The sequence below is a fragment of the Ruegeria sp. E5 genome (assembly GCF_056534105.1).
The window spans coordinates 18,461-43,871 of record NZ_JBQFPA010000006.1 but is presented as its reverse complement, the minus strand read 5'-3'; the positions used below and the strand labels follow the sequence as shown (position 1 = coordinate 43,871).

The window sequence follows — 25,411 nt, the reverse complement described above, 5'->3', positions numbered from 1 at the left end:
AAGCTACAATGTAACTTCGGCAATTGTTGAAGGAATATCCTTCGCAAGCTTCTCGATAGCCGAACACTTGCACCTACGCGTCCTCGCATTTAGTCAGGATATCGTGAATGCACCGGGCAGCCTTCAGCTCAAAGCAAAGTTACTCTACAAACTTTGCAGATTCTCAGATACGCACCAAACATCATTTCGCCACCGTTTCTACAGCGAACTTTATTGGTCAGCTAAATAATAGCTGCCTCCTGTAACCGTGAATTCGCTGCCGGACGACACTGGAGCTGTCTCCTAAAACGGGAGAGGCAATCTGGCGCGAGACACAGGTTGTCGCCAACCGAAAGTTCACCTCTAACGAGGATTCTGGCTTCTCGCCGCAAAAAAGATGATCCCGGCACAAATGTTCATGCTAATCCAGTAGAGTATTAGTGCAGATGCAAGTGAATAGACCAACGCAAAAAGAACAACCGACACGATTAAGTAACGGATCAATTGATCCTTTTGGTTATGCCAGCGCAATAGGGCCTCGCTAATTCCAAGGAGCAACATTAAGATAGGGAGTAAATTTAATCCAAAAAACAGATGATCTTGTTCCGAAAGATCACTTATTAACAAAAAGCTAACGCCTTTCAATTCATCCGAGCCTCCAAAAATAAAGATCGCCGAAATCAGAAATGGAAGCATAACAACGAACGATGTTCCGGCGACGATCGATTTGATTGGATGATAGCCGTGTTTTTCATAAACTTTTTCAACTACTTCGAATCGCTTTTCGCCTTTTAGTCCAGCAGCTTGCTTTGCGATATCGATGTCGACCAACTGCTTGACCGCAAGAAATTTATCCTCGGACTTTTTCGCCCACTTCTTAAGCGGGATGGTCAAAATCGAGATCACCATTGCAAGCAGAATTATCGATAGCCCAGCAGAATTCGTTGCAGTCCACATCAAATCGAACAGCAAGTCCATCGGATATATAACCGGCAACAGGACCGTATAAACAACATCCCCTATCACTGTGGCTCAATATGGTAAATCACGCGCTTACCGCCTTTGAGGTCTTTGGAAGTACGCACTTTAAAGCGCTCTTTTAGCTCGTGCTCGAAGGCCACGCGGTCGTAATCCAGATACTGTTCCGTTTTGTTCTGCAGCAATTTGACGACCATCTCGTCGTGCCGATCAACGAACTCAATAACGATGTCGCAATTGAAAGACCGCAACCAGTCTAGGAACAATGCCATCGGGATATTGGCAGAAATCCGAATGTGGTGGACAAGGGCCAGAACCAGAATTGCATCTGGATTGGCGCGACTGTCGAATGAAGAGCGTTCCTTGCCTGCCCATCCCTGATTGGGGGAGACGTTGGACAAATCCAGCACTAACGGCAAGATGTTGTTGTGCACCGAGTGACTGGATTCATGCATAAACAGTTTCTGGACCGCATCGTGGTCGCCATCAGCTGCAATGACCAAGTCTGCATGTTCCGCAGCAATTTTTGAAAAAGTGCCTGTGTTGCAGCCGATATCCATTAGGCAATAAGGTTTCTTTTCTTGTACGAAATTTTGTACGAAACCTTTTTTCGCTTGGAGTTCCTCGTCATCGTAAGTGTGGGTTTTGTCGTATTCCGACCAGTCCGTGTGCTCGATGTTCACAGAAAGCGACTTGACCAGTCGCGTTACACTTTCAACAAGTGCCAGTACGTATTTTCGACTGACTTTGCGCTGACTTCGGTCCTGAGCGGGAACGGCATCGCGTTCACGCGCCTCAATCCGCTTTTCTACGCGAGCAGGTAGCATGATGTGGCTAGCAACACCGCGCTTGAAACGGGAGAAACCTCTGAAAAAGTTCGCAGCCTCAACCGGAGGTATACCGTCCAAGTAGGACCGTAATAATGGAAGGTGATTGATGCCCAGATGACTACGCATCATCAACGGCGTCAGAAAACAGCAACAAAACTGTCGGTATGCCAACCAGGGTTCGCCTTCCTGCCAAGGCACAAACGATGGGATGTCAATAAAGACTGGTGCCGTACCTTCAAACTGGATGTTAAAAGGTGTTGAGTCCTTAATGGTCCACCCAGCTTCCAGCGCGTCGGTCAAGATACGCAGATGCAATAGAGCCGCTCGTCTTAGCATGGCGAACGACCATTCGTAAGAGTAAGAAACGATCGAGACAGGCTCATGCTGCATCACACCTGCCCATCCGGCTTCTAGGATTTCTTTTGCAACAGGATCGTCAGGCGCGCAAAGCTTGGTTTTTACAACGCGCTTTTCGATTTCAAGTTGTTGGTAGAAGGGCTCAGTCTGGAGCTTTTTGAAGTTCTCAAGCGTTTTATTGTCGACGCCTCGAAAAATCGCAGAACTGCCATTTTCGGGTAAGTCAATTGTATATACACGGCTGCTGGGGTCACGAAAGGAGCCGCTGTTTGCCTTAGTCATCGAGCGCTCGACTGTCTTCTTCATCGCTTTTTGTGCCAAATATCTTTCGCTTCAGCTTATAGAAGTATTTGCGGAACGTGTAAGCAATCGCTGCGAAGAACCCGAGAATTGTGGTTACAATGACGCTCCCCGAACCTGGATCCACGTATGCCAGAGCAACGGATGGGTGCACAATGGCAGCGGCAATGATGAGCAATGCCAATTTCTTGCGGCTATTCATATACATAGTCCTCGAATTTATCACTTACGCCGTCAACGCTTTGGTTGATTCTATAGACTTGATCCAGTTCCTGATAGCGACCCTCGGTCAGGCACTTTAAGATTGCTTCCGCACCTTGAACGCTCGTCGTATATGTCTGCTCATTTCTCAGGTCCACATAGGTTTTACAACGTCCCTTCGGAAAAACGCCCCCTAATATCCCAAAACGGTCATGTACAAAGAACTCTGGATCTTTCGCAAAACGGGTCTCCCAAGTTCCCCGGCTCCGCCAAGGGCCGTGATCACCGAAGATATAAAGAATCGCCGTGGGATCTTCCCGCTCAAGCTGGTCCAGAAGCTGGTTCAACGTTTGCTGTGCTTCCAAAGAACGCTCCAGGTAGAAGTCATTGTAAGCGGCATCGGCTTCTTCGTCTTCGATCAAAAAGTCTTTGCCGGTGTGACCTGGGGAGTAGATGGAGGCCAGTAAGAACTGCGGCTCCTTTTGACGTGACAGATAAGACACGAAATCAAGTACATGTGCTGCTTTGTCGACCTTTGTATCGGACTTGTTTTTGTCGATGAATCGGCAGAGACCAAACAACGACACCTGTCGAAACTTGCTATCATTGAATTCGCACGCGCCCGCTGTTCGCGACGGAATATGATACCGATCCACATAGCTGCCCTGTTCGGTCCCAAAGTATTTTCCGGCATAGGCCGTGTTGATTTCGTAACCATTGTTGCGGAAAATTGCGTTTAGTCGACCGTCGTACTTACCCGTATAGAGTTCAAAACTTTTACGTTTGCCGCGATCAAATTCATCAACCTCCATCCGTAGCATTAGATTCATCGCATATTTTGTGGGGACACGGACCGAAAACAGATTCTCGAACCTGTCCATTCTGGTATAAACCGGTTCGTGGAAAGCTGTCTCTTCAATGCCCATGTAGCGAGATGTCAGGCTTTTGGGGTGAATTGAGTCAAACGAGATAAGATAGACATTTGGTTTTGTATCAAACGTGATATCTTCGATGCCTGGAAACTCTGTGTTTTCAGCCTCTTCATTCGCATCCAGCATGTCCCGCCCAGGGACAAGGATGAAAATCACAGCCACGATTACAGCAACTATTGCCCGGCCCCGAACACCCAAGCTCAGAACGATGTAAGTCAAATAGATCGCAAGGAGGCAAAGGCCAGCCATTGCTATCATCGGAAGCAATACGAATGCTTCGACCATCGACCAATTAATCGAAAAAACAGCGGCAGCGAAAAGCACACCCGTCAGAGCTCGGGCCGCTATTGCAAGCTTTGAAGGCAACAAATTTGCAACGACAACCATTGCAATAAGGGCGGAAGAACAGGCCAGAAAGGCTGTTCTGATGTAGTCCAACTCAACGGGGCGAAATTCATTTCTAGCGCTGAAAACTGTATCCAGCGTAAAAATCGATAGCGCTACAACTAATATGAATGCGCTTAAGAAAATACCCAGGAGTCTTTTGCGATTATTCATTGCAGAGAAATCAACTTTCGGTCTTCAGACGAGTGTTTAGAGAAAAGTACCATTTTCTTCAATTGCGGGTGGTTAAGGCTGGTTGAGAGCTCGAGAGGGACCGGTACTACACACTAGGGCTTTTGAAAAGTAGCTAGAGACAGTTCCGAGAGATTTTTAACGTGTTTTGCAGATCGGTCTTCGATGCAATCTGATTGGAACTGGCTCGCGGGCTCTAGTGATTTGGTTTTCTTCCGTTGGACTGGTCCTCCACTATGTTTAGGAAACCGGAGTAGGCACATGGCAGACAGGCGATCGAAGCCCGGGGAGGCAGTCACGAAATTGCGACAGATTGAAGTTCTGGCAGGGAAAGAGGTACCACTTTGCCTAACGTGAGGAGCATTGCACGTCAGAGCCACCCGTCTCGATGGTGACCAAAAGGTCCCGTAGGGATCACATTGAAATAGACCGGTCTGGCACCTTGACGGGAGATCTCAGCCCAGGCCCTGGCCATTCCGCAGCTGGTTCAAAGTCGTCATAATCGTCCACCACGTCATCACCCATGTGGACGTACCGCTTTAGTTCCATGAGGCGGCAGCGGCATGCATTAGTGCAAAGACAGAACTGCACCTCGTCGGTACCTAAAGGGCGCTTATTGATCGTCCATCGGTAGCTTCAATCCTTTTTCGTCTCGAAGGTAGTCACACTAATCTGCAATGTCCTTAGGCCTTACTCGAGAGATATCCTCGTGCTCCGGATAGGCAGCCAACGTGTCTTTCTTATGAGCGAAGTCTCAATCGTTGCATACATTCCCGTAGCTCAGGTGGTCTTTCTGTCACCGCTCCGTGAGATGGGTGAGTGCTGGGCCTTCTGCCGCCTTTTTTAATACGCCTTCGGGTTCCCATTCGGGGAAACGCATGACCTGAGGGTCCGGGGTGAAATCGCCTTCCGTTCTCTTCAACTGCTGGCTAGCCGCCTGCATCCAAGACCTGTGGACTTCACGTTGTAATCGCGCACGCGTCGGTTCGTCTACAGCAATACCTTCTTCCGCCAGTATCTCGTCAGCGACATCTCCGTACCATTTTTTAATGCCGCCTTCGGTAGCTTCCGCTTGTTGGCTCAGGTGCAGTACACGGTTCCATATCTCAGGTTCACCCGGTTCACTATCTAGCATTTCCATCAGGCGGAAATACACGCGACCAGAAAGAGCAACGATCTTTTTCAAAGGGAGGGTTTCAGGCTTTGACCGCGGGCACGCCCACTGCTTTTGGATTTTGGCGTATTCAGCCGCAAATCTCTCTTTGGCCTCTGCAGAGTCTCTGGTGCGGAGTGACTTTGACACCTCGGCACGGTCGAAGATTCCCTTAAGGTCCGCCGGAACTCGCACCCTGATGTAGTATATTCCGCTGTTTTTGTCTTTGCCTGGTGTAGGCATGATAAGCGTCACTGTGTAGAACTCCTATGTAGGAGACTGCAAGCGCAAGCCGCTGTTTTATCGTAAGTTTCTGATGAAGATAAGGAAATCATGGTGCTGCTGGAGAGAATTGAACTCTCGACCTCTCCCTTACCAAGGGAGTGCTCTACCTCTGAGCTACAGCAGCAGCGCTGTGGGCGGGTGATTAGACTCAAACGAAACGCGGCGCAAGGGTGTCTGGACGGTTTTTTTCTACTCCTGTAGAGAAAGGCAATGGCAGACAAAAATTCACCTAAAAAACACGGCAAGTCCGAGGAAACGCGCGAAGACCGTCTAAAGGCGGCGCTAAAAGCGAATATGGCGCGACGAAAGGCTCAGGCCAAGGCGCGAGCCACCTCCGGGGACAAAGCCGGCAAGGACGAGGGATAAGAGCAAATGGATTCGATTCTGGTAACGGGCAATGGCCCGCTGAACGGGCAGATTCCCATTGCGGGGGCCAAGAATGCATGTCTGACGCTGATGCCCGCGACCTTGCTCAGCGAAGAACCGCTGACGTTGACCAATGCGCCGCGTTTGAGTGACATCAAGACCATGACGGCGCTGCTGCGGTCGCTGGGGGCCGAGGTGTCTTCGCTGCAGGATGGTCAGGTCATTGCGATGTCCAGCCATGACCTGAACAGCCACACGGCGGATTATGACATCGTGCGAAAAATGCGCGCTTCGAACCTGGTGTTGGGGCCGATGCTGGCGCGGCTGGGGCAGGCCGTGGTGTCGCTACCTGGTGGATGTGCAATTGGCGCGCGCCCGATGGATTTGCATGTCGAAGGGCTTGAGGCGCTGGGCGCCGAGATCGAGCTTAAAGATGGCTATTTGCACGCGAAGGCGTCGGGCGGGCTGAAAGGTGCTGTGCATGAGATGCGCTTTGCCTCGGTTGGCGCGACCGAGAACATCGTCATGGCCGCCACGCTGGCCAAGGGCACCACGGTGCTGAAAAACGCCGCGCGCGAGCCCGAGATTGTCGATCTGGTCGAATGCTTGCGCAAGATGGGCGCTCAGATTTCGGGTGAGGGGACCTCGACCATCGAAATTCAGGGTGTCGATCGTCTGCACGGCGCGACCCATCAGGTGGTGACCGACCGGATTGAGCTGGGCACTTATATGCTGGCCCCGGCGATCTGCGGGGGCGAGGTTGAGCTGCTGGGCGGGCGCATGTCGCTGGTCGAATCCTTCGCTGCCAAGCTGGATGCGGCGGGGATCAGTGTTTCCGAAACCGACAAGGGGCTAAAAGTTTCTCGTAAGAACGGGCGTGTGACCTCGGTCGATGTGGTCACCGAACCCTTCCCCGGCTTCCCGACCGATCTGCAGGCGCAGATGATGGCGCTGATGTGCACTGCCGAGGGTGTGTCCGTGCTTGAAGAGCGTATTTTCGAGAATCGCTTTATGCATGCGCCCGAACTGGTGCGCATGGGCGCGAATATCGAGGTACATGGCGGCACGGCCACCGTAACCGGGGTCGAACGATTGAAAGGTGCTCCGGTGATGGCGACAGACCTGAGGGCCTCGGTCTCGCTGATCCTTGCCGGAATGGCGGCGGAAGGTGAGACGGTTGTCAGTCGGGTCTATCATTTGGACCGCGGATATGAACATGTGGTGCGCAAGCTGGAAGGCGTGGGCGCAAAGATCGAACGGATTAAGGGTCAATGACAGACGCAAGTTTCAAAGATGGCCGCGAGGCACCGCTGAACCTTGGAGCCGAGGATGCGGATGATCTCCAGGTGATTGCGACCCTGACGCAGGATGCGGTTTTCCCGGTGACCGAGATGACATGGCAACCCGGCCAGCGCCGCTTTGCGCTGTTGCTCAATCGCTTTCGTTGGGAAGACAAGGATGCCGCTGCCCGGCGCGGTCGCGCCTACGAGCGGGTGCAGGCCGTTTTGATGTTCGGCTCGGTTCTGTCGGTAGCCAGTCAGGGCATCGACCGCAGCGACAAGGACATGATCCTGTCTCTGCTCTCGGTCGAATTCGAGTCAAGCGAGGATGGTGCGGGACAAATCCTGTTGACCTTGGCAGGCGACGGCGCGATCCGCCTGTCGGTTGAGGCCATCGATGCAACGCTCAAGGATGTGACGCGTCCCTACAAGGCGCCTTCTGGACAAGCGCCCCATCACCCCGAGTGAAGAATAAACGTGGCATCGCTCAGGCCTTCCCGAATCCGCCACGCGGCATCGCGGTGCGGCGGGCAACCGTGTTTGATGTATTCGACATCAGCCGTGTTCTGATCCGATCGATCCGTGACCTCTGTCGGGCGGATCATCTAGATAATCCCGAAAACCTTTCCCGCTGGTCTGCCAATAAGGATCCGGCTTCGGTCCGAAACTGGATCGATAATGGAGCAATCCTTTGGGTCGCTACGCAAGTGGGAGTGGTTACTGCAGTGGGCGGTTTAAGTGGCGAGGGTGAGATATCTCTGCTCTATGTCGATCCCGATCACGCAGGGCGCGGGCTCGGAGCAGCGCTGCTGCACCAGTTGGAAGAGGAACTGCAAGCACGTGGCGCCTCTGAGGCGCATCTGCACGCGACCAAAACGGCACATTCGTTCTATCTGGCGCACGGCTGGCATGATGTCGGCGACCCGACGGAATGGCACGGCATCCCCCAATTCCCGATGCGCAAATCGCTGCACCCAGCGGCCTAAGGGTTGAGGCCACCCGGCCCGGGCGATAAGACCCGTTGAAACGCTTCCGGAGTCTCTCACATGCCCGCTTTCCTCGATACGACCTCCGCCGATTTCGAACCTGCATTTCAGGCGCTGTTGTCCGCCAAGCGCGAGGACAGCCCCGATGTGGATGCGGTCGTGGCGCAGATCATCGATGATGTGCGGACCCGTGGTGATGCTTCGGTGATCGAACTTACCGCGAAATTCGACCGGCTGGAGCTGACGCCCGAGACCATGGCCTTTTCATCCAATGAGATCGCCGAGGCCGTCGCGCAGGTCACGCCCCAGGACCGCGCCGCGTTGGAACTGGCTGCAGAACGCATTCGTGCATATCACGAAAAGCAGATGCCCGAGGATCATCAGTGGACCGATGAGGCAGGCGCAACACTCGGCTGGCGCTGGTCGGCGGTGTCGGCTGCGGGGCTTTATGTGCCGGGCGGATTGGCTTCATACCCGTCGTCGGTTCTTATGAACGCAATACCTGCGAAGGTGGCGGGCGTAGACCGGTTGGCCATTGTCGTCCCCACACCTGAGGGTCAGGCAAACCCGCTGGTCCTGCTGGCGGCACAACTGTCGGGCGTGGATGAGATTTATCGCATCGGCGGCGCGCAAGCTGTGGCCGCGCTGGCTTATGGCACCGAAACCATTGCGCCGGTCGATAAGATCACCGGCCCGGGCAACGCCTTCGTGGCCGCCGCGAAACGCCGTGTATTCGGCAAAGTCGGCATCGACATGATCGCGGGCCCCTCGGAAATTCTGGTCATTGCAGACAAGGACAACGACCCCGACTGGATCGCGCTGGACCTGCTCAGCCAGGCCGAGCATGACGAAAGCGCCCAGTCCATTTTGATCACGGATGACGCAGAATTTGGTCAAGCCGTGACGCAAGCGGTGGAAAAACGTCTTGAGACCCTGCAACGCCGCGCCATCGCCCGAGCCAGCTGGCGCGACTTTGGTGCCGTAATCACTGTGCGCGATCTGGACGAGGCTGCCGCGTTGTCCAACCGCATCGCGCCCGAACATCTGGAACTCTGCGTGGCCGACCCGGTGGCGTTAAGCCAGCAAACGATCCATGCCGGTGCCATTTTCCTTGGCCAGTACACGCCCGAAGCCATTGGCGATTATGTCGGCGGCCCCAATCACGTGCTGCCCACAGCGCGTTCGGCGCGCTTTTCGTCTGGCCTTAGCGTGATGGATTTTCTCAAACGCACAACGCTCAGCCAGATGACACCCGAAGCTTTGCGCGCCATCGGCCCGGCGGCTGAAACGCTTGCGCAATCCGAAAGCCTCGAAGCGCATGGCCTGTCCGTTTCGGCGCGCCTTAACCGGCTGAATGGCTGAAGTGACGCAATGACTTGGCGCGCATGGCGCTTCTGTACGTTGCTCAATGAAAATCGTTGTTATAGGTCTGTGCAGACGCAAGGATTGTGACCGTTAAGATGACCCGTATTTCGCATATCGAACTGGACGACCGAAATCTGCCCCCGCCGACACCGGAGATCGAGCAGGAGCGGAAGGTCGCCATATATGATTTGCTTGAAGATAACTCGTTCACGCTGCCAGCACGCGACGATCGGATGATCCCCGACGGGCCCTACCATGTGCAGCTATCAATCCGTGATAAGCGACTGGTTTTCGATATCGCCACCGAAGCCAGCGAGAAGGCGGCTGAGTTTCATCTGTCGCTTGGTCCATTCCGGCAGGTCGTAAAAGACTATTTTCAGATCTGCGAGAGCTATTTCGATGCGGTGAAAACACTGCCGCCCAGCCAGATCGAAACGATCGATATGGCTCGGCGCGGCATCCACAACGAAGGCAGCCGCGTGTTACAGGAAAGGCTGGAAGGCAAAGCTGAGGTTGATACTGATACTGCCCGCCGCCTCTTTACGCTCATCTGCGTCCTTCATTTTGGAGGCTAACGGGTGACGCCTCTGCCGCAGTCCATTCTGTTCTGTTGCGACCACAATTCGGTTCGGTCACCCATGGCCGAAGGCATCATGAAGAAGTTTTACGGCACCGGCACCTATGTGCAATCTGCTGGCGTGCATAACGATCTGGAGATCGATGGGTTCTGCATCGCAGCCTGTCAGGAGATTGGCGTTGAGCTGTCCCGTCACCGCTCGCGTTCTTTTGACGAAATGGAGCAATGGGGCGATGACCTCAGTTCATTTGATCTGATCGTGGCCCTGTCACCCGCCAGCCAGCGAAAAGCGCTGGAACTGACGCGTTTTTTTCACCTCGATGTCGATTATTGGCCAATTATGGACCCTACCGGACTAGGTGAAACCCGCGAGGACAAGCTACGTCATTATCGACAAACCCGAGATCAGATCATCGCGCATCTGAAAGACCGCTGGGGTGAACCGACGGAGTGACCATGAACCCGACCGTGAAAACTTATTTTGATGCCTTCAATGCCGGTGACGTGGATGGCATGTTGGCCTGCCTGTCGGATGACGTGGCCCATCATGTCAACGAAGGTCAGATTCGCGTCGGCAAAGAGAAATTTGCCGCCTTCTGCGCGCATATGAACCGCTGCTACCGCGAGAACCTGACGGATATCGTGATCTTCGAGGCCGAAGGCGGTACCCGTGCCGCGGCTGAGTTCATCGTCAACGGAACCTATCTGGAAACTGATGAAGGTCTGCCAGAAGCGAATGGGCAGACCTACCGCTTGCCTGCGGGTTCGTTTTTTGACCTTAACGACGGGAAGATCACCCGCGTGACCACGTTCTACAACCTTGCGGACTGGACCAAACAGGTCTCGAATGGCTGAGATTTCGCAGGTCCGCGCAATGACCGGATCGACATTGGTCGACGCGTTGGATGAAGTCGCGCGCCTGCGGATCGACGTATTTCACGCCTGGCCATATCTCTATGATGGCGATCTGGAGTATGAGCGGAAATACCTGCAGTCTTACGTCGATAGCGCCAGGGCCATCGTTGTCGGAGCGTTCGACGGTGATACTTTGGTGGGTGCTTCGACGGGTGCGCCCTTGACGGATCACGCCGACGATTTCGCGGCCGCGTTCGAAGGCTCGGGCCTGTCGCTGGGCGATATCTTCTATTGCGCAGAATCGGTTCTGCTGCCTGAGTATCGCGGGCAGGGCGCAGGCCATACGTTCTTTGATCTGCGCGAAGCCCACGCCCATGCGATGGGATTCACCAAAAGCGCCTTCTGCAGTGTAGTACGCCCTGACGACCACCCCATGCGACCAGATCATTACCGCCCGTTGGATGCCTTCTGGCGCGCGCGGGGATATGCGCCACTTCCTGGCGTCGTGGCGCAATTCTCGTGGAAGGATCGAGGCGACGATTGCGAAACCCAAAAGCCGCTTCAATTCTGGATTCGGGATTTATAAGCCATCCATGCGCATCGCGCCGGGTGTTTGAAACGGGTTGTGGCATTGTGAGTTGGCGATGACATGTGCGGCCGAATTTGCCTGAAACACCCTGTGATTGTATAGTTTCACTTATTCAATTGCGCGTTTTCATGGGGAAATTTGATGAAGTCCGTTTTCAATCGCCTGATTCCGGCCTTGGTGCCGCTGACTTTGATCACCGGTTGTGCCTACGAGAACAGGGCCTTTAATGCCGAGCAAACCGTGCTGTCGAATACATCGGGAGACGTTATCCAGCACGCTTTAGGGATCGGGGGTGCGTTTGAAACGGCACCAAAAACATTTCAGTCCACAAGCCTGTTGCTTGAACGCGGTCCTATTCGTACGTCGTATTATGCGCTGCAACTTTCAGATGCCTACAAAAGGCTGGGCGACGAAGCAGCGCGCAATCGGGACCTGACAGCGGCGGCACTGATCACTGTAGCAGGCGGTGCCGCGCTTGGAAGTGCGGCCTCGATCTCAGGGAAAGACTTGGCCTTGGTCTTGGCCGGTGGAGCTTTGATCAATGAAGGCGTTAAATACGTAAACCCTAACAGCGCGGCGCAGGCTTTCTACGTGGCATCCGAGTCAATGGCGTGCGCAAGCGCTGCGATTGCCGCCCATGTACCTGTGGACACTCCACCCGACATTCGTGTGTCTTCTCTGACCCTTTGGTACATTCGAAAAATTGAGGTTTTGCTGCGCGCGGGATTGAAGCGGGACGTACCGGATTGGAACACGTTGCTCAAAAACCTTGGTTTGACGAGGCAAGGAGCCAATGAGGTGGACGCTCTGCGAGCTGGAGACATAAACCTCAGTGCATTGGAAGTAGACTTGGAAAAGTGCCTGAGGCGAGAACCGGTCGAGAAAGGCAAAGCCAAGACTTAGTACGTCGTGCGGGAGACTTTTCCGTAGAACAAAAAAATACGCCTCTGTTTTTGACCTCAATCCGAAAACTGCCGCCGTTTTGCTGCGCGGATCTCGCGAGCTTGTTGTTCTTGTCCAACGCGAAATGAATCCTCGACGAAATCCATATGCGTGCGTGCGGCGGTTTCTGCGCGGTCCGGGTCGCCATCGATGATGGCCTGCGCGATTGCCTTGTGCTGATCTAGCAGTGCTTCACCCGTGCCGTCCATCGAGCGCAGGAAGCGGCGGTTGTAGAACACGCCTTGGCGCGTGAGGTCATAGATGGATGCCATCATGTGGATAAGGGTCGTGTTTTGGCTCGCATCGACAACGGCGGCGTGCAGTCGAAAATCAGCCTCTTCACTGGCATCCTGATCGTCATTCTCCCAGGCTCGCTGCATTTCATCGATGATTTCTGCAATCCGTTCCTTGTCGGACTGTGTGGCGCGCTGTGCGGCGAGGCGGCTGGCAAAGGCCTCTTGCTCGCGCCGGTATTCAAGATAATCGTAGAAAGCACTGCCGTGCCGGGCATAGAGAGACAGAAGGGCGGGCGACATGGCACGACCGGTCAGTGGGGCGATAAAGGTGCCCTCGCCATGTCGCACGGTCACCAAGCCGCGATTTTCGAGGATTTGGAGTGCTTCGCGCAGCTTGGGGCGTGAAACGCCTAGGGCTTCCGCAAGCTCCCGTTCAGACGGGATTTTGCGACCCTCTTTCAGGATTCCATCAACAATCATTGTCTCGATTTGTGCGACGACCGCATCGGCAATTGATTCGTGACCAACGGGATCAAAGAGGCTGTTCGTGCTCATAATTCCTGTCCGGTAGTTAGATTAGAGATCGTCGAAGTTGTTTATAATATTTACCACTAGCTTTCGACATTGCAAGAAAAACTACCCAAAAATACGGATACTCGCTGCGCGTATAAGCGTTTGTTTTTATTGAGTGTCACAAAATTATTCGAAAATTCCGGGTTATGAAAGGTCAATCTTGGTTATGAGCCACATCACAACGGCGTAGCCATATTGGTAAATAAAATTGTTGACTGAATGATAAGGTAAACAATATTTACCACTTAAGCCGTGCTCGCGGCGAGAGTGACAGCCAGACCACCGGCTGATCTTTACCTTGGAGGAGAACCCATGAAGACCACCCTGACATCGCTTGCCGTTGCGGCCTCGCTGTTGGCAGCCCCGGTTGCCCACGCGGCGGATAAGATGCTGCTAAAAACCCCAATCGCGTTTTCAACCGCTCTACCGGGCCTCGGCTCGCCGATCCCGCGCGTGGCCGAACAGCTGGACCTGATGTCCGGCGGCACGCTGAAGATGAAGGTTTACGAACCGGGCAAGCTGGTCCCGCCGTTTGAAATTCTGGATGCGGTGTCTTCAGGCAAGATCAACTCGGGTTATACGACCGCCGGTTACTGGGCGGGCAAGATTCCGGCCGCACCGCTGTTTTCGGCCGTTCCGTTTGGCCCTGAGGCGGGCGAATACATGGCGTGGCTGTACTATGGCAACGGCATGAACCTGTATCAGGAGATGTATGATCAGGCAGGCTTCAACGTCCATGTCATTCCCTGCGCAATCATCGCCCCCGAAACCTCGGGCTGGTTCGCGAATGAGATCAACAGCCCCGAAGACCTGAACGGCCTGAAAATGCGCTTTTTCGGTCTGGGTGGCGAAGTGATGCAGAAGCTGGGTGTGGCCACCTCACTCCTGCCCGGAGGTGAAATCTTCCCGGCGCTGGAAAAAGGCGCGATCGACGCGACCGAATTCTCGATGCCTGCCATCGACGCACGCCTCGGCTTCCACAAGTTGGTCAAGTACAACTACTTCCCCGGCTGGCACCAGCAAGCGACGGTGTTTGAACTGATGATCAACAAGGACGTCTGGAACGAAGCCAGCGATCAGCACAAAGCGATCATCGAAAATGCCTGTAAGGCTTCGATGGCTGACAGCTTTGCCGAAGGTGAGGCGATCCAACACGCTGCGCTGCTGGACAACGTTGAAAACAATGGTGTTCAGATCAAGCAGTGGAACGACGAGATGCTGTCGACCTTCCGCGCGACCTGGGAAGAGGTTGCCGCAGAACAGGCCGCCAACGACGAATTCTTTGCCAAGGTTCTGGCCGACATGAACGAATTCCGTGACGGTTATGCGGTCTGGAAAGAGAACGCATTCCTCCCCCGCAAGTAAATTTGCCACTTGCGATTGTCCGGGGGCGGCTTCCTTCCGCCGCCCTCGGACCCTTCTGATTTTCTTTATTTTCCCCAACGACCCGGGCGCATTCACGTCCCCACTGCCAAACTCTTGAGGAGGAGACCATGGCCGAGACACAGCGTCATCAGGACGACCCGATTGAAGTCTATGAAAGTATCCTTGAGCATGGTGAGCCCGACCGTCAAAAGCTGGCAGTAGCGATCGACAACGGCGTCAAAGCGGTAGGTCATGTGGTCATGTGGGCCAACCTGTTGCTGGTTGGGGCCATCGTTTCACAGGTGGCGATGCGCTATCTACTGAACCAGAACTATCCCAAACTAGACGAGATCCAGTGGCATTTCTACGGGTTGGTGACGATGGTCGGCATCTCGTATGCGCTGGTCACCGACAGCCATGTGCGAGTGGACTTGCTGCATATGCAACTCAGCCAGCGTGCGCGGCGGATTATCGAGATCATCGGAATTTTCACCCTGCTCGTGCCGTTCATCTATCTGATGATCGATCAGGGCTATGACTATTTCTACGAAAGCTGGAGGGTCAACGAATCCTCGGACAGCCCCACCGGCCTGCCCGCGCGTTGGGCCTTGAAAGGTGCGATCCCGGCCAGTTTTGTATTGCTAGCATTGGCTGCAGCGGCGCGGCTGATTCACGACGTGCACGCGCTATTCATGAATTTGGATGAAGAGCGTCAGGGCAAGGGCCTGCGCCTGATCATCTGGGCCCTTCTGGGCTTTGCTGTGGTCGCAACAGCGCTGACCTTCCTGGTTGAAACAACCGAGGAAAAACTGGTCATCGCCATGTTCCTGACCTTCATCGCGTTGCTGTTCACCGGATTCCCGGTGGCGTGGACGCTGGCCGGGGTTGGCGTTGCCTATTGCGGTCTGGCCTATCTGTTCGACAATGGCATGATGAACTGGACCGGGCTTGAGGAAACGCTGACCGGTCTGGACTATCTGACGCTGGGCGCGGTGGTGAACCGGGTCTATGCCACCATGTCAAATGCGGTTCTGGTGGCGCTGCCAATGTTCATCTTCATGGGCCTGATGTTGGACGAATCCGGTGTGGCCGAGCGTTTGATGTCCTCGATGCAGCGCCTGTTCGGCACGGTGCGCGGCGGGTTGGCGATCACGGTAACGATGATCGGCATCATTCTGGCCGCCTCGACCGGGATCATTGGGGCGTCTGTGGTTCTGTTGGGCGTGCTTTCGCTGCCGTCGATGATGGAGCAGAAATACAGCCCCTCATTGGCCGCCGGTGTGGTCAGCGCTTCAGGCACGCTGGGCATCCTCATCCCGCCGTCGATCATGCTTGTCATCATGGCGGACCAGATGGCGCTATCGGTCGGCGACCTATTTATGGCTGCGGTGTTCCCCGGCGTGATCATTGGCGCGCTCTACCTGACCTATATTTTTGTCATCGCCCTGATCAAACGCGACGTGGCCCCAGTACCCGAAGGCGCAACCCGTCCTGACTGGAACGCAGTCAAGGACGTGCTGATTGCAGTCTTGCCGACGCTGGCCCTGATCCTCGCCGTGCTGGGCTCGATCTTCGCGGGTTTGACCACACCGACCGAAGCCTCGGGCGTGGGCGCGTTGGGAGCCACTCTGCTGGCGCTGGGATATCGCAAGCTGACGCTGGCCAAGCTGGTGAATGTGCTGAAAGCAACGTTCAACACCACCGCCTATATCTTCGCGATCTTCCTGGGTGCCACAGTGTTCTCCTATGTCTTGCGCGAACTGGGCGGCGACGCGCTGATCGAGGATATGATCCACGGTACCGGGCTCGGCCCAAATGGCACTGTCTTCATGATCCTGTTCATCGTCTTCCTGCTGGGCTTCGTGCTGGACTGGATCGAGATCACGCTCATCGTTCTGCCCTTGATGCGCCCCATCGTGAACGGGCTGGGTCTGGATATCGACGGCTTCGGTGTCATCGATGAACCTGCGCTGGTGTGGTTCGTAATCCTTGTGGCGGTGACGTTGCAGACCTCTTTCCTGACACCTCCGGTTGGATTTGCGCTTTTCTATCTGAAAGGGGTCTGCCCGCCCGAGATCAACCTGACTGACATCTACAAAGGGATTATCCCATTCGTGATCCTGCAGCTGACCGGCCTGTTCTTTGTCTTCTTGTGGCCGCAACTGGCCACGTGGTTGCCCTCGGTCGCGTATTAACGGAGGGTAGCGGGATGAACGATGCCGATCTGATCAAGCGTCTTCAGGCCATTTGTGGGCGGCGGCGCGTTTTGACTTCGTCGCGCAGCACCCGCCGCTTTCGCCGGGGGTTCAGATCGGGTGAAGGGGACGCGCTCGCGGTGGTTCAGCCCGCTACGCTGCTGGAACAATGGCAGGTGCTGCAGGCCTGTGTTGCCGCTGACAAAATTGTCATCATGCAAGCCGCCAATACCGGCCTGACCGAAGGGTCTACGCCCAAGGGTAGCTACGATCGTGATGTAGTGTTGATCAACACGCGGCGGATGGACGATCTGCATCTGATCAATGATGGCAAGCAGGTCATCAGCTTTCCGGGCAGCACACTGTTTGCGCTGGAAAAGCTGCTGGACCCGATTGGCCGCCAGCCGCATTCGGTGATCGGATCTTCGTGCATCGGTGCCTCAGTCGTTGGCGGGGTGTGCAACAACTCGGGCGGTTCGCTGGTCGAGCGCGGCCCCTCCTATACCGAGCTGTCACTGTACGCGCGGATCACTCAGGACGGCGAGCTTGAGTTGGTCAATCATCTGGGCATGCAGTTGGGTGATACACCCGAAGAAATCCTGACCCGGCTGCAGAACGGTGATTTCTCAGCAACTGATATCGACACCGACAATCGCAAAGCCTCTGACACCGATTACGCCCGTCGGGTGCGTAATGTGGATGCTGAAACGCCAGCACGCTTTAACGCTGATAAGTCGCGTCTATACGAAGCAGCGGGCTGCGCGGGTAAACTGGCGGTTTTTGCGGTTCGGCTGGATACATATGCCAAGAACGAAGCAGAACGTACTTTCTACGTCGGGGCGCACGACACCGAGGCATTCACGGAATTGCGCCGTCGCATCCTGTCCGACTTCAAAACCCTGCCGGTCAGCGCTGAATACATGCATGAGGAGGTATTCGATATCTCTGACCGCTATGGCAAAGACACCATGGTGATGATTGACAAGTTGGGAACCGACCGTTTGCCCACTTTCTTTGCGCTGAAGGGCGCGGTGGACGCGCGTTTAGAAGGCATTCCGGTTCTCGGCAATTTTACCGATCGTTTCATGCAGTTCGCGATGCGACTTTGGCCCGATATCCTGCCGCGCCGGATGCGGGCCTATCGGGATCGGTATCCGCATCACCTGATACTCAAAATGCGCGATGGCGGTATCGATGAAGCGCGCGATCTACTCAATGACATGACTGCCGAAGACAAGCTGGATTTCTTTGAATGCGACCTGCGTGAGGCAAAAATCGCTGGGCTACATCGTTTTGCTGCCGCAGGTGCAGCCATTCGTTATATGAAGGTTCATGCAGCCGAAGTGGAAGATATCATCGCCCTAGATATCGCGCTGCGCCGCAATGACGTCAACTGGTTCGAAGACTTGCCAGCTGAGATCGCGGATCAACTGGTCGGCAAACTCTACTATGGCCACTTCATGTGTCATGTTCTGCATCAGGATTACATCGTCAAGAAAGACGCAGACCCGAACGCGTTGAAGGCCGCAATGCTAAAGTTGCTGGACAAACGCGGCGCTGAATACCCGGCGGAACATAATGTTGGCCATCTCTATGCAGCCAAACCCGATCTGGCAGCTTTCTACAAGTCGATCGATCCCACGAACAGTATGAACCCGGGAATCGGAAAGATGTCCCGCAACAAGCACTATTCGTGAGACGGAACGCTGCTGACCCGTATCCGTTGGATACTACTTGAAGCTGCGGCTGTCCTTGATCTGATCCCAGGCCCAGACGACCTCTTGCAACTGCTCTTCCTGAGATCGGTCACCACCGTTCATATCCGGGTGCAGCACCTTGATCAGCTTCTTGTAGGCTTTGCGAATCTCTGCCTTCGACCAGCTATCTTGCGCTTCGAGGATCTCTATCGCGCGGCGCTCGGTCGGCGGCAGGCGTCGACCGCCGGAATTGGCGCGGCCGGGATTTTTGGTGGCGTTTTCGCCTAGAACCTGATGCGGGTCCTCGATCCCCAGACGTGCCCAGGCACGGGCCTCAGGGTCGCCCATCGGTTTGGTCTCACGCTCCCACACTTTGTCCTTCGAACGCTGCGCGTTCAGTTCGGCCTCGGTGGTGCCGTCGAAGAAATTCCATTTCTGGTTATATTCGCGCACATGTTGCTGGCAGAACCAGAAAAAATCATCCAGCACGTCCGGAGCTTTGGGCGCGCGAAACTTACCGGGTTCTTCACAGCCCTCATGATCACAGATTCGCACCGAAGTTTCGGACGCACCTGACATACCCCGACGGCCGCGCGGCTTCTTTTTCTTAGCGCTCGACACGGACATATCGAATCCGAAGGGATCTGACTTTACCATCTGCACAACCTCACGAAGGCATCTTTTCGACTCGGAGGCAGCAGTTTAATCTAAGCAGCCGAAAGTAGAAGAGGGGGACGGCAATTTATTTGCCGTTGAGCATAAAAATGAGCGTGACCGACGAAATCCGTGAACGATTGCAGGCAGCATTTAACCCGCGTGAGCTGGAGGTGGTTGACGACAGCGAGAGCCATCGTGGTCACGCTGGATATCAGGAGGGCGGTGAGAGTCATTTCAACGTCCTTATTCGTTCGGCGGCTTTCGAGGGGCAATCCCGCGTTGCCCGCCATCGCGCAGTACATACGGCATTGGGGGATATAGTCCCCCGTATCCATGCGCTTGCTCTGGATATCGACGTCTGACAGTCGCGGCCTTGGTTCAGATAAGCGACGATTACGTCGCCAATTCTCTGCGGATTTAATCTCGATCAAGGCATCGCGATACATGACCCTCTAATATTCGCCTCGTCGATCTCCGGTTAACCGGAGCGATCAGATTTGCGGATAATGAGGGCTTTTTAAATGATGACCAAAGCCAGAACGTGGTTCTCGGCACTGTCGACAGTTTCATTGCTGTCGGTGGGTGTTGCGTTCCCGGTTCACCATGCCCAGGCGGAACAGCCGGGCCCGGTAGAAGCCATTGAGTTCGACCAAGCCAAGGCGGCACTTGGCAAACGTTTGTTTTTTGACCCGCGCCTGTCTGGCGACACCGAACTGTCCTGCGCCAGCTGCCACCAGCCGGAAAACGGCTTTACCGACGGGCAGGCCCTATCGGATGCCTATGCCGGCAGCCTGCATTTCCGCAACGTGCCGACGCTGATTAACAGCGCCAAGCGCGCCGCGTGGTTCCATGACGGGCGCATTGGCACCAACCTCAACGACGCGACCCGCGAAAGCATCACCGAGACATACTCGATGAACATGGATATGCGTTTGATGCAGGAACGCATCAAGCAAGATCCGGTTTATGTCGAGATGTTCGAAGCCGCCGGATTTGGCGAGCCGTCGAACGGCGGGGTCCGTAACGCCATCCCGGAATATCTGAAAACGCTGATTTCGCGCGGCGCGCCGTTCGATACAGGCGAGATGTCGGAAGAAGCCAAGGCGGGTTATGAGCTGTTCAATGCCAGCGGCTGCAATTCCTGCCACTCGGGCGAGCGGTTCACGGATGATCTGCCGCACAATATCGGCGTGGGCGACAACCCCGATATCTGGGCGACCCCGGAACGTCACATCACCTTTGTGACCATGATGAAGTTCCTCGGCGTCGAGAATTACATGAACCTGCGCGCCGACCCCGGTGCGTATATCCGCACTCACACCGCCGATACCTTCGGCACGTTCATGACCCCCACGCTGCGTGAGCTGACCTATACCGCGCCATATATGCATAACGGCTCGATTGCGACGCTCGAAGACGTGGTGGCCTTCTACAACGCCGGTGGCGGCGACGATGAAAACAAGGATCCGCGCATCAAGCCGCTGAACCTGAACGAGACCGAGCAAGCGCAGCTGGTGGCCTTCCTGAAGACATTGTCCGGCGACCCGCTGACCGGCCCCGACTTCGTCGCCGAGGATATCGATACGGACTATGCGCCGATCGAAAACTGGCAAGACGCGACAAACTGAGGAGTGGACCCATGAAAGACCTTAAGTCTTACCTGTCAGGCACAATCGCCACCGCTGCCCTGTTTGCCGTTCTTGGTTCGCAGGCCATTGCGGAAACCAGTATGGAGATTGAGGCCGGTATCGGCGGCGCAGACCCCGATGTAGACTCGCCGCTGGTGGCGCTGGGCGAGCCGCCGATCCCGCTGGACAACCCGCAAACCGACGCCAAGATCGAACTGGGCAAGATGCTGTTCTTTGATGCCCGTCTTGGCGGGAATCCGTCGACGCCCTGTTCGGCCTGTCACATGCCAGATGTCGGCTGGGACGTCGAGGCACCGATCTCGTTCGGCTATCCGGGCACGACCCACTGGCGCAACAGCCAGACCATCGTGAACTCGGCCTATTACGGCAAGCTGTTCTGGGCAGGTTCCTCGAAAAGCCTTGAGAGCCAGGCCAAATCCGCCGCAGGCGGTGCGGTCGCCGGCAACGGCGAGGCCGACATGATGGAGGCCCGTCTGGCCTTTGTCCCCGAATATGTCGAACGCTTTAACGATGTCTTCGGCGATCAATGGCCGCGCATCAGCAACGCATGGCGCGCCATCGCAGCGTTTGAACGGACCATCGTTCAGACCGACACGCCCTTCGACAACTATCTGCGCGGGGATGATGCGGCGCTAACCGACGAACAGAAACGCGGGCTGGAACTGTTTACCGGCAAGGCGCAATGTTCCGAATGCCATAACGGTGCGTTGCTGTCGGATGAAAAATACTACAACACCGGTGTGCCCGCCTATGACGGTTGGCAGGACGATGGTCTGGCGCAAGTGACCTTCCGGTATGAGCTTTACGCCAAAGGCTCGACCGAAGAAATGTACCGCCACACCAAGGACGACCCCGGCTTCTATTTCCGTACCAAGGAAAAGGCCGACAAGGGGAAGTTCCGCACGCCAAGCCTGCGCTACACCCTTTATACCGAACCCTACATGCATAACGGCATGTTGGAGACGCTTGTGGATGTGGTCGAGTTCTACAACCAGGGCGGCGGCGAGAATGAGTTCTCGGCCAATAAATCTCCGCTGATCCAACCCCTTGGCCTGAATGATCAAGAAAAAGCGGATCTGGTGGCCTTCCTGAAATCCCTGTCCGGTGACGAGATTCTGGTCGAAGAACCTGATCTGCCGGATTACCAGCCGCTTCCCGCGGCAGCAGAGGAGTAAGCGTCATGAAAGATCATAACGCAACCGGATGCAGCTGTTCGGGCGAGGCCAAAAAGGCCTGCACCGTGAACCGCCGCCAGTTCCTGTTCGCCTCGGGTGCCACCACCTTTGCCGTGATGGTGACCATGCCTACCCGCCACGGTCAGGCCGAACAGGTGCCCGCATTGGTATCGACCTATCCGCGCAAGCTGATCGGCAAACTGTCCGAACTGGAACAGGATGTGCCGGTCGAGTTCTACTACCCGGACGAGGGCGACTATTCGGACTCGATCCTTGTGAAAACCGGCGTGGAAAGCGGCGGCGGCATTGGTCCGCAAAAGGATGTTGTGGCCTTCAACCTCACCTGCACCCATCAGGGCGGGTCGATGTATGACAGCTACAAGCCTGAACATAAGGTGCTGGGCCCGTGCCCGTTGCACCTGTCCACCTATGACGTGACACGGCACGGCATCCTCGTCTCGGGGCAGGCCTATCAGTCGCTGCCGCAGGTCCTTTTGGAACTGGACGGCGATGACATCTACGCCGTTGGCATGTTCGGCCTGATCTACGGCCGTTACGACAACCTCATTGCATAAGGGAAGCGGAATCATGGCAACCCCGTATTACGTACCCGAAACCAACGTTCCGCTGCCGCCCAAAGGGGCCGAGGTCATCTCGACCGCCTGCGACTACTGCATCGTGGCTTGTGGTTACAAAGTCTATCGCTGGCCCGTGACGGCCAAACCCGGCGGCCCCACCGCGGACGAGAACGCCTTTGGCGAGGATTTCCCCGTTGCACCGCTGGGTGCCTGGGTCGCGCCGAACCAACACAATATCGTCCTGCACAAAGGTCAGCCGCACCACGTTGTGATCATCCCCGACAAGGACACGCAATACGTCAACACCGACGGCGACAGCTCTCTGCGGGGCGGGTGTATCGCGCAGAAATGCTACAACCCGCAGACGCCCACTCGTGACCGTCTGAAGACGCCGCTGATGCGAATTTATGGCACGCTGATGCCGGTTCCGTGGGATCTGGCGCTGGATGTTGCGGCTGAGGTGGGCAACCACGTGATCGCCAAGCACGGTACCAATGCCTATGGCGTAAAAACCTTCAGCTATCAATATATCGAGAACACCTATGCGATCTCGAAATACGCGCTGCGCCATATCAACACCGCGAACTTCACCTTCCACGACACGCCGTCCGACGTGACCTCGACCCCCGGTTTCCGGGACGCGGGTTTCGACAACTTTGGTCCCTCGTACGAGGACTGGCGGGATGCGGAAACCCTTCTGGTCTGTGGCACCGACCCGTATGAGACCAAGACTATCCTATATACCCAGTGGATGATGAAGGGGATGCAGAACGGTCAGAAAGAGATCTATCTGATTCCGCGCCGGTCTGCCGGTGTGGCCCATGCTGAAAAGATGGGTGGCCTGCATATCGACGTTCTGCCCGGCACCGACCTTCTGGTCGTCAACGCCATCGCCCGCGTCATCGTGGAAAATGGCTGGGAAGACAGCGACTGGATCAAGAAATGGGTCAACAACAAATGGGAAAGCTCGTCGGGCTTCGGTCAGGGTACGCGCAACACGCCATGGCAGTGGCGCACGACCTGGGGCAAGTTCCAGACCAAAGGCTTTGAGGATTGGAAAGAATGGCTGCTGTCGCAGGACGAATTCGCGCCTGAAACCGCTGCAGCCATGGCCGAGATCGACGTGCAGAAAATCTATACTGCCGCCGAATGGCTTGCCAAGCCCAAGGCGGATGGCACCCGGCCCAAGACCTCGGTCATGATCGAGAAAGGGTTCTACTGGTCGAACAACACCGGCAACACGCAGGCGATCTCGGCTCTGGGCATCATCTGCGGCTGTGGTGGTCGTCCGGGTCAGGTGATTGGCCGGGCCGGTGGTCACCAGCGGGGCGGCGTGAAGGGCGGGAAATACCCGCGCAACAAGTCGCCCGAGAAACTGCCGGGTCGCCGTCGCCGCGCCATGGATACGGACCGGTATCTGATTGCAGGTCATACCCGTATGGCCCATGTGATCGGCACCACATGGATTCAGGCGATGTGTGGTTCGCAACAGTTAGCTGACAAGTTCGAGGAACTGACCGTCCGCAACCCGCATCAGATTGCGTCTTTCGACAAGCAAGAAATGATCGACACGCTGAAGGCCCGCGCCGACAGCGGCGGTATGGTGGTCATCAACCAGGACATCTATCTGCAAGATCCGATCGGCAACCGCTATGCCGACATCGTGTTCCCCGCAGCGACCTGGGGCGAAGAGGACTTTCTGCGCGCCAACGGCGAACGCCGCCTGCGCCTGTACCAGAAGTTCTATGATGCGCCCGGTGCGGCCAAGCCCGACTGGTGGATCATTGCGCAACTGGCACAGCGGATGGGCTTTGACGGGTTCGACTGGCAGAACTCGAACGAGGTTGCCGAAGAGGCCGTGCGCTTTACGCGCGGGTCGCGCAAGGACTTCCACGCGGTCTTCCGTCTAGCCAAGAAAGAGGGCAAGGGTCTGCACCAGAAGGTCCGAGAATTCGGCACCGATGGTGTGCAATGCCCGGTCATGCTGGATGCCGACGGTGTCACGCTGATTGAAACCAAGCGTCTGCATGACACAACCCGCACGCTGCCTGATACCGGTGCGGCTGGTGCGGATGTATTCAACAAGAAGCTGACGCACTTCAACAGCCAGACCGGCAAGTGCAACATCCAGAAATCGCCGTGGGGCCTGTTCTCGGATTACTGGGAATGGTTGAAACCCAACAAGGACGAAGGCGAGTTGTGGGCCACATCCGGTCGGATCAACGAACGCTGGCAGTCTGGTTTCGACGACCGCCGCCGCCCCTATATCGTGCAGCGCTGGCCGGAAAACTGGGTCGAGATTCACCCCGACGATGCGGCCGAGCGTGGCATCGAAAACGGTGATTACGTGATGGTTTACTCGGAACGTGTTCCGGGCAACAAGCACACTTTGCTGGGTGTGGAAGGCGACGACTTCCAGTTCTCGAAACTGATGGAGAATGGGCATATCGAACTGACCAAAGCGGCGATCACCGCCGTGGCCATGGTTACGCCCGCCATAAAGAAAAGCGTCGTTTACATGGACTTCCTGCACATGCAGCAGCCCGCCAACGCGCTTGAGGGCCGGATCGTCGACTGGATCAGCGGCAACTACAACTACAAGATGGGCGTTGCCAAGGTCCGCAAGCTGGGTCCGAGCCCCTACAAGACCTCGTTTCGCACGATGTCCTTCGCGCCGCGCGACATCGCCTGACGCTTTTCCGGGGGGCGGACGCCATGCCGCCCCTCGGGTCCGG

General features: G+C 55.8%; 25 protein-coding genes and 1 tRNA gene. 18 read left to right on the top strand and 8 right to left on the bottom strand.

Translation table 11 applies throughout. The annotated features are described in order from the left end of the window. Positions 1-342 precede the first annotated feature (342 nt). The 6 genes from ACR0BI_RS19535 to ACR0BI_RS19510 form a co-directional block, all read right to left on the bottom strand. Positions 343-957 carry a YidC/Oxa1 family membrane protein insertase gene (locus ACR0BI_RS19535; protein ID WP_170398434.1) on the bottom strand — a complete coding sequence of 205 codons (615 nt, stop codon included), beginning with the start codon at positions 955-957 and terminating at the stop codon, positions 343-345. A gap of 44 nt (positions 958-1,001) precedes the next feature. Then, a complete protein-coding gene (locus tag ACR0BI_RS19530) occupies positions 1,002-2,450 on the bottom strand; it encodes a class I SAM-dependent methyltransferase (RefSeq protein WP_480563083.1) in 1,449 nt (482 codons plus the stop codon). Next, positions 2,419-2,646 (bottom strand): hypothetical protein, encoded by a 228-nt coding sequence (locus ACR0BI_RS19525; RefSeq protein WP_170398438.1) that lies wholly within the window; start codon positions 2,644-2,646, stop codon positions 2,419-2,421. Before ACR0BI_RS19525 ends, ACR0BI_RS19530 begins: the two co-directional genes overlap by 32 nt. Next, positions 2,639-4,135, bottom strand: coding sequence for an alkaline phosphatase family protein (locus ACR0BI_RS19520; RefSeq protein ID WP_170398441.1), 1,497 nt, complete (start codon positions 4,133-4,135; stop codon positions 2,639-2,641). Before ACR0BI_RS19520 ends, ACR0BI_RS19525 begins: the two co-directional genes overlap by 8 nt. Before the next feature lie 814 nt (positions 4,136-4,949). After that, positions 4,950-5,561 (bottom strand): DUF6538 domain-containing protein, encoded by a 612-nt coding sequence (locus ACR0BI_RS19515; RefSeq protein WP_170625443.1) that lies wholly within the window; start codon positions 5,559-5,561, stop codon positions 4,950-4,952. Positions 5,562-5,640: 79 nt separating this feature from the next. Continuing rightward, positions 5,641-5,715: transfer RNA gene (locus ACR0BI_RS19510), tRNA-Thr, on the bottom strand. A gap of 86 nt (positions 5,716-5,801) precedes the next feature. Here ACR0BI_RS19510 and ACR0BI_RS19505 point away from each other — a divergent pair. The 10 genes from ACR0BI_RS19505 to ACR0BI_RS19460 all read left to right on the top strand — a co-directional run bounded on the left by ACR0BI_RS19505 (position 5,802) and on the right by ACR0BI_RS19460 (position 12,512). Continuing rightward, positions 5,802-5,957, top strand: a complete 156-nt coding sequence (locus ACR0BI_RS19505) for a hypothetical protein (protein ID WP_170398444.1) — start codon at positions 5,802-5,804, stop codon at positions 5,955-5,957. A 6-nt stretch (positions 5,958-5,963) separates the two neighbouring features. Further along, the gene (murA, locus tag ACR0BI_RS19500; protein WP_170398447.1) at positions 5,964-7,232 is read left to right on the top strand and encodes a UDP-N-acetylglucosamine 1-carboxyvinyltransferase; all 1,269 of its coding nucleotides are present in this window, start codon (positions 5,964-5,966) and stop codon (positions 7,230-7,232) included. After that, complete coding sequence (locus ACR0BI_RS19495; RefSeq protein WP_170425681.1) at positions 7,229-7,705, top strand: DUF2948 family protein; 477 nt, start codon at positions 7,229-7,231, stop codon at positions 7,703-7,705. Before murA ends, ACR0BI_RS19495 begins: the two co-directional genes overlap by 4 nt. Further along, positions 7,702-8,223: a GNAT family N-acetyltransferase gene (locus ACR0BI_RS19490; RefSeq protein WP_170636901.1), complete on the top strand. Its 522-nt coding sequence runs from the start codon at positions 7,702-7,704 to the stop codon at positions 8,221-8,223. Before ACR0BI_RS19495 ends, ACR0BI_RS19490 begins: the two co-directional genes overlap by 4 nt. Before the next feature lie 60 nt (positions 8,224-8,283). Continuing rightward, a complete protein-coding gene (gene hisD, locus ACR0BI_RS19485; RefSeq protein WP_480563082.1) occupies positions 8,284-9,585 on the top strand; it encodes a histidinol dehydrogenase in 1,302 nt (433 codons plus the stop codon). A 98-nt stretch (positions 9,586-9,683) separates the two neighbouring features. Next, positions 9,684-10,163: a UPF0262 family protein gene (locus ACR0BI_RS19480; protein ID WP_170398457.1), complete on the top strand. Its 480-nt coding sequence runs from the start codon at positions 9,684-9,686 to the stop codon at positions 10,161-10,163. Positions 10,164-10,166: 3 nt separating this feature from the next. Then, the gene (locus ACR0BI_RS19475) at positions 10,167-10,619 is read left to right on the top strand and encodes an arsenate-mycothiol transferase ArsC (RefSeq protein ID WP_170398460.1); all 453 of its coding nucleotides are present in this window, start codon (positions 10,167-10,169) and stop codon (positions 10,617-10,619) included. Between the two features lie 2 nt (positions 10,620-10,621). Beyond that, positions 10,622-11,020, top strand: a complete 399-nt coding sequence (locus ACR0BI_RS19470) for a ketosteroid isomerase-related protein (RefSeq protein ID WP_480563081.1) — start codon at positions 10,622-10,624, stop codon at positions 11,018-11,020. Then, the gene (locus ACR0BI_RS19465; RefSeq protein WP_480563080.1) at positions 11,013-11,606 is read left to right on the top strand and encodes a GNAT family N-acetyltransferase; all 594 of its coding nucleotides are present in this window, start codon (positions 11,013-11,015) and stop codon (positions 11,604-11,606) included. Before ACR0BI_RS19470 ends, ACR0BI_RS19465 begins: the two co-directional genes overlap by 8 nt. A gap of 144 nt (positions 11,607-11,750) precedes the next feature. Next, positions 11,751-12,512, top strand: coding sequence for a hypothetical protein (locus ACR0BI_RS19460; RefSeq protein ID WP_480563079.1), 762 nt, complete (start codon positions 11,751-11,753; stop codon positions 12,510-12,512). A gap of 56 nt (positions 12,513-12,568) precedes the next feature. Here the strand turns inward: ACR0BI_RS19460 and ACR0BI_RS19455 are convergent, their stop codons facing one another. Then, a complete protein-coding gene (locus ACR0BI_RS19455) occupies positions 12,569-13,342 on the bottom strand; it encodes a FadR/GntR family transcriptional regulator (protein WP_170408227.1) in 774 nt (257 codons plus the stop codon). Between the two features lie 330 nt (positions 13,343-13,672). Here ACR0BI_RS19455 and ACR0BI_RS19450 point away from each other — a divergent pair, with 330 nt between their 5' ends. The 3 genes from ACR0BI_RS19450 to dld all read left to right on the top strand — a co-directional run bounded on the left by ACR0BI_RS19450 (position 13,673) and on the right by dld (position 18,617). After that, complete coding sequence (locus ACR0BI_RS19450) at positions 13,673-14,725, top strand: TRAP transporter substrate-binding protein (protein ID WP_170513809.1); 1,053 nt, start codon at positions 13,673-13,675, stop codon at positions 14,723-14,725. A 128-nt stretch (positions 14,726-14,853) separates the two neighbouring features. Beyond that, positions 14,854-16,920 carry a TRAP transporter large permease subunit gene (locus ACR0BI_RS19445; protein WP_480563078.1) on the top strand — a complete coding sequence of 689 codons (2,067 nt, stop codon included), beginning with the start codon at positions 14,854-14,856 and terminating at the stop codon, positions 16,918-16,920. 14 nt (positions 16,921-16,934) lie between these two features. Continuing rightward, entirely contained in the window at positions 16,935-18,617 is a 1,683-nt protein-coding gene (gene dld / locus ACR0BI_RS19440) for a D-lactate dehydrogenase (RefSeq protein WP_480563077.1), read from the top strand. A 33-nt stretch (positions 18,618-18,650) separates the two neighbouring features. Here dld and ACR0BI_RS19435 read toward each other — a convergent pair whose 3' ends face one another. Beyond that, entirely contained in the window at positions 18,651-19,274 is a 624-nt protein-coding gene (locus ACR0BI_RS19435) for a DnaJ domain-containing protein (RefSeq protein WP_170398478.1), read from the bottom strand. Between the two features lie 107 nt (positions 19,275-19,381). Here ACR0BI_RS19435 and ACR0BI_RS19430 point away from each other — a divergent pair, with 107 nt between their 5' ends. The 5 genes from ACR0BI_RS19430 to ACR0BI_RS19410 all read left to right on the top strand — a co-directional run bounded on the left by ACR0BI_RS19430 (position 19,382) and on the right by ACR0BI_RS19410 (position 25,368). Next, complete coding sequence (locus ACR0BI_RS19430; protein ID WP_170398480.1) at positions 19,382-19,636, top strand: BolA family protein; 255 nt, start codon at positions 19,382-19,384, stop codon at positions 19,634-19,636. A gap of 162 nt (positions 19,637-19,798) precedes the next feature. Then, positions 19,799-20,902 (top strand): cytochrome c peroxidase, encoded by a 1,104-nt coding sequence (locus ACR0BI_RS19425; protein WP_170398482.1) that lies wholly within the window; start codon positions 19,799-19,801, stop codon positions 20,900-20,902. 11 nt (positions 20,903-20,913) lie between these two features. Then, the gene (locus ACR0BI_RS19420; RefSeq protein ID WP_480504086.1) at positions 20,914-22,098 is read left to right on the top strand and encodes a cytochrome-c peroxidase; all 1,185 of its coding nucleotides are present in this window, start codon (positions 20,914-20,916) and stop codon (positions 22,096-22,098) included. Between the two features lie 5 nt (positions 22,099-22,103). Then, complete coding sequence (locus tag ACR0BI_RS19415; protein WP_170425700.1) at positions 22,104-22,673, top strand: arsenate reductase (azurin) small subunit; 570 nt, start codon at positions 22,104-22,106, stop codon at positions 22,671-22,673. A 13-nt stretch (positions 22,674-22,686) separates the two neighbouring features. Beyond that, the gene (locus tag ACR0BI_RS19410; RefSeq protein WP_170664170.1) at positions 22,687-25,368 is read left to right on the top strand and encodes an arsenate reductase (azurin) large subunit; all 2,682 of its coding nucleotides are present in this window, start codon (positions 22,687-22,689) and stop codon (positions 25,366-25,368) included. Positions 25,369-25,411: the final 43 nt, after the last annotated feature.

What these genes read in the sequence shown, in the direction of transcription:
- ACR0BI_RS19535 (WP_170398434.1), bottom strand. Translation starts at nt 957, where the DNA reads ATGGACTTGCTGTTCGATTTGATGTGGACTGCAACGAATTCTGCTGGG.
- ACR0BI_RS19530 (WP_480563083.1), bottom strand. Translation starts at nt 2,450, where the DNA reads ATGAAGAAGACAGTCGAGCGCTCGATGACTAAGGCAAACAGCGGCTCC.
- ACR0BI_RS19525 (WP_170398438.1), bottom strand. Translation starts at nt 2,646, where the DNA reads ATGAATAGCCGCAAGAAATTGGCATTGCTCATCATTGCCGCTGCCATT.
- ACR0BI_RS19520 (WP_170398441.1), bottom strand. Translation starts at nt 4,135, where the DNA reads ATGAATAATCGCAAAAGACTCCTGGGTATTTTCTTAAGCGCATTCATA.
- ACR0BI_RS19505 (WP_170398444.1), top strand. Translation starts at nt 5,802, where the DNA reads ATGGCAGACAAAAATTCACCTAAAAAACACGGCAAGTCCGAGGAAACG.
- murA (WP_170398447.1), top strand. Translation starts at nt 5,964, where the DNA reads ATGGATTCGATTCTGGTAACGGGCAATGGCCCGCTGAACGGGCAGATT.
- ACR0BI_RS19495 (WP_170425681.1), top strand. Translation starts at nt 7,229, where the DNA reads ATGACAGACGCAAGTTTCAAAGATGGCCGCGAGGCACCGCTGAACCTT.
- hisD (WP_480563082.1), top strand. Translation starts at nt 8,284, where the DNA reads ATGCCCGCTTTCCTCGATACGACCTCCGCCGATTTCGAACCTGCATTT.
- ACR0BI_RS19480 (WP_170398457.1), top strand. Translation starts at nt 9,684, where the DNA reads ATGACCCGTATTTCGCATATCGAACTGGACGACCGAAATCTGCCCCCG.
- ACR0BI_RS19470 (WP_480563081.1), top strand. Translation starts at nt 10,622, where the DNA reads ATGAACCCGACCGTGAAAACTTATTTTGATGCCTTCAATGCCGGTGAC.
- ACR0BI_RS19465 (WP_480563080.1), top strand. Translation starts at nt 11,013, where the DNA reads ATGGCTGAGATTTCGCAGGTCCGCGCAATGACCGGATCGACATTGGTC.
- ACR0BI_RS19460 (WP_480563079.1), top strand. Translation starts at nt 11,751, where the DNA reads ATGAAGTCCGTTTTCAATCGCCTGATTCCGGCCTTGGTGCCGCTGACT.
- ACR0BI_RS19455 (WP_170408227.1), bottom strand. Translation starts at nt 13,342, where the DNA reads ATGAGCACGAACAGCCTCTTTGATCCCGTTGGTCACGAATCAATTGCC.
- ACR0BI_RS19450 (WP_170513809.1), top strand. Translation starts at nt 13,673, where the DNA reads ATGAAGACCACCCTGACATCGCTTGCCGTTGCGGCCTCGCTGTTGGCA.
- ACR0BI_RS19445 (WP_480563078.1), top strand. Translation starts at nt 14,854, where the DNA reads ATGGCCGAGACACAGCGTCATCAGGACGACCCGATTGAAGTCTATGAA.
- dld (WP_480563077.1), top strand. Translation starts at nt 16,935, where the DNA reads ATGAACGATGCCGATCTGATCAAGCGTCTTCAGGCCATTTGTGGGCGG.
- ACR0BI_RS19435 (WP_170398478.1), bottom strand. Translation starts at nt 19,274, where the DNA reads ATGGTAAAGTCAGATCCCTTCGGATTCGATATGTCCGTGTCGAGCGCT.
- ACR0BI_RS19430 (WP_170398480.1), top strand. Translation starts at nt 19,382, where the DNA reads ATGAGCGTGACCGACGAAATCCGTGAACGATTGCAGGCAGCATTTAAC.
- ACR0BI_RS19425 (WP_170398482.1), top strand. Translation starts at nt 19,799, where the DNA reads ATGACCAAAGCCAGAACGTGGTTCTCGGCACTGTCGACAGTTTCATTG.
- ACR0BI_RS19420 (WP_480504086.1), top strand. Translation starts at nt 20,914, where the DNA reads ATGAAAGACCTTAAGTCTTACCTGTCAGGCACAATCGCCACCGCTGCC.
- ACR0BI_RS19415 (WP_170425700.1), top strand. Translation starts at nt 22,104, where the DNA reads ATGAAAGATCATAACGCAACCGGATGCAGCTGTTCGGGCGAGGCCAAA.
- ACR0BI_RS19410 (WP_170664170.1), top strand. Translation starts at nt 22,687, where the DNA reads ATGGCAACCCCGTATTACGTACCCGAAACCAACGTTCCGCTGCCGCCC.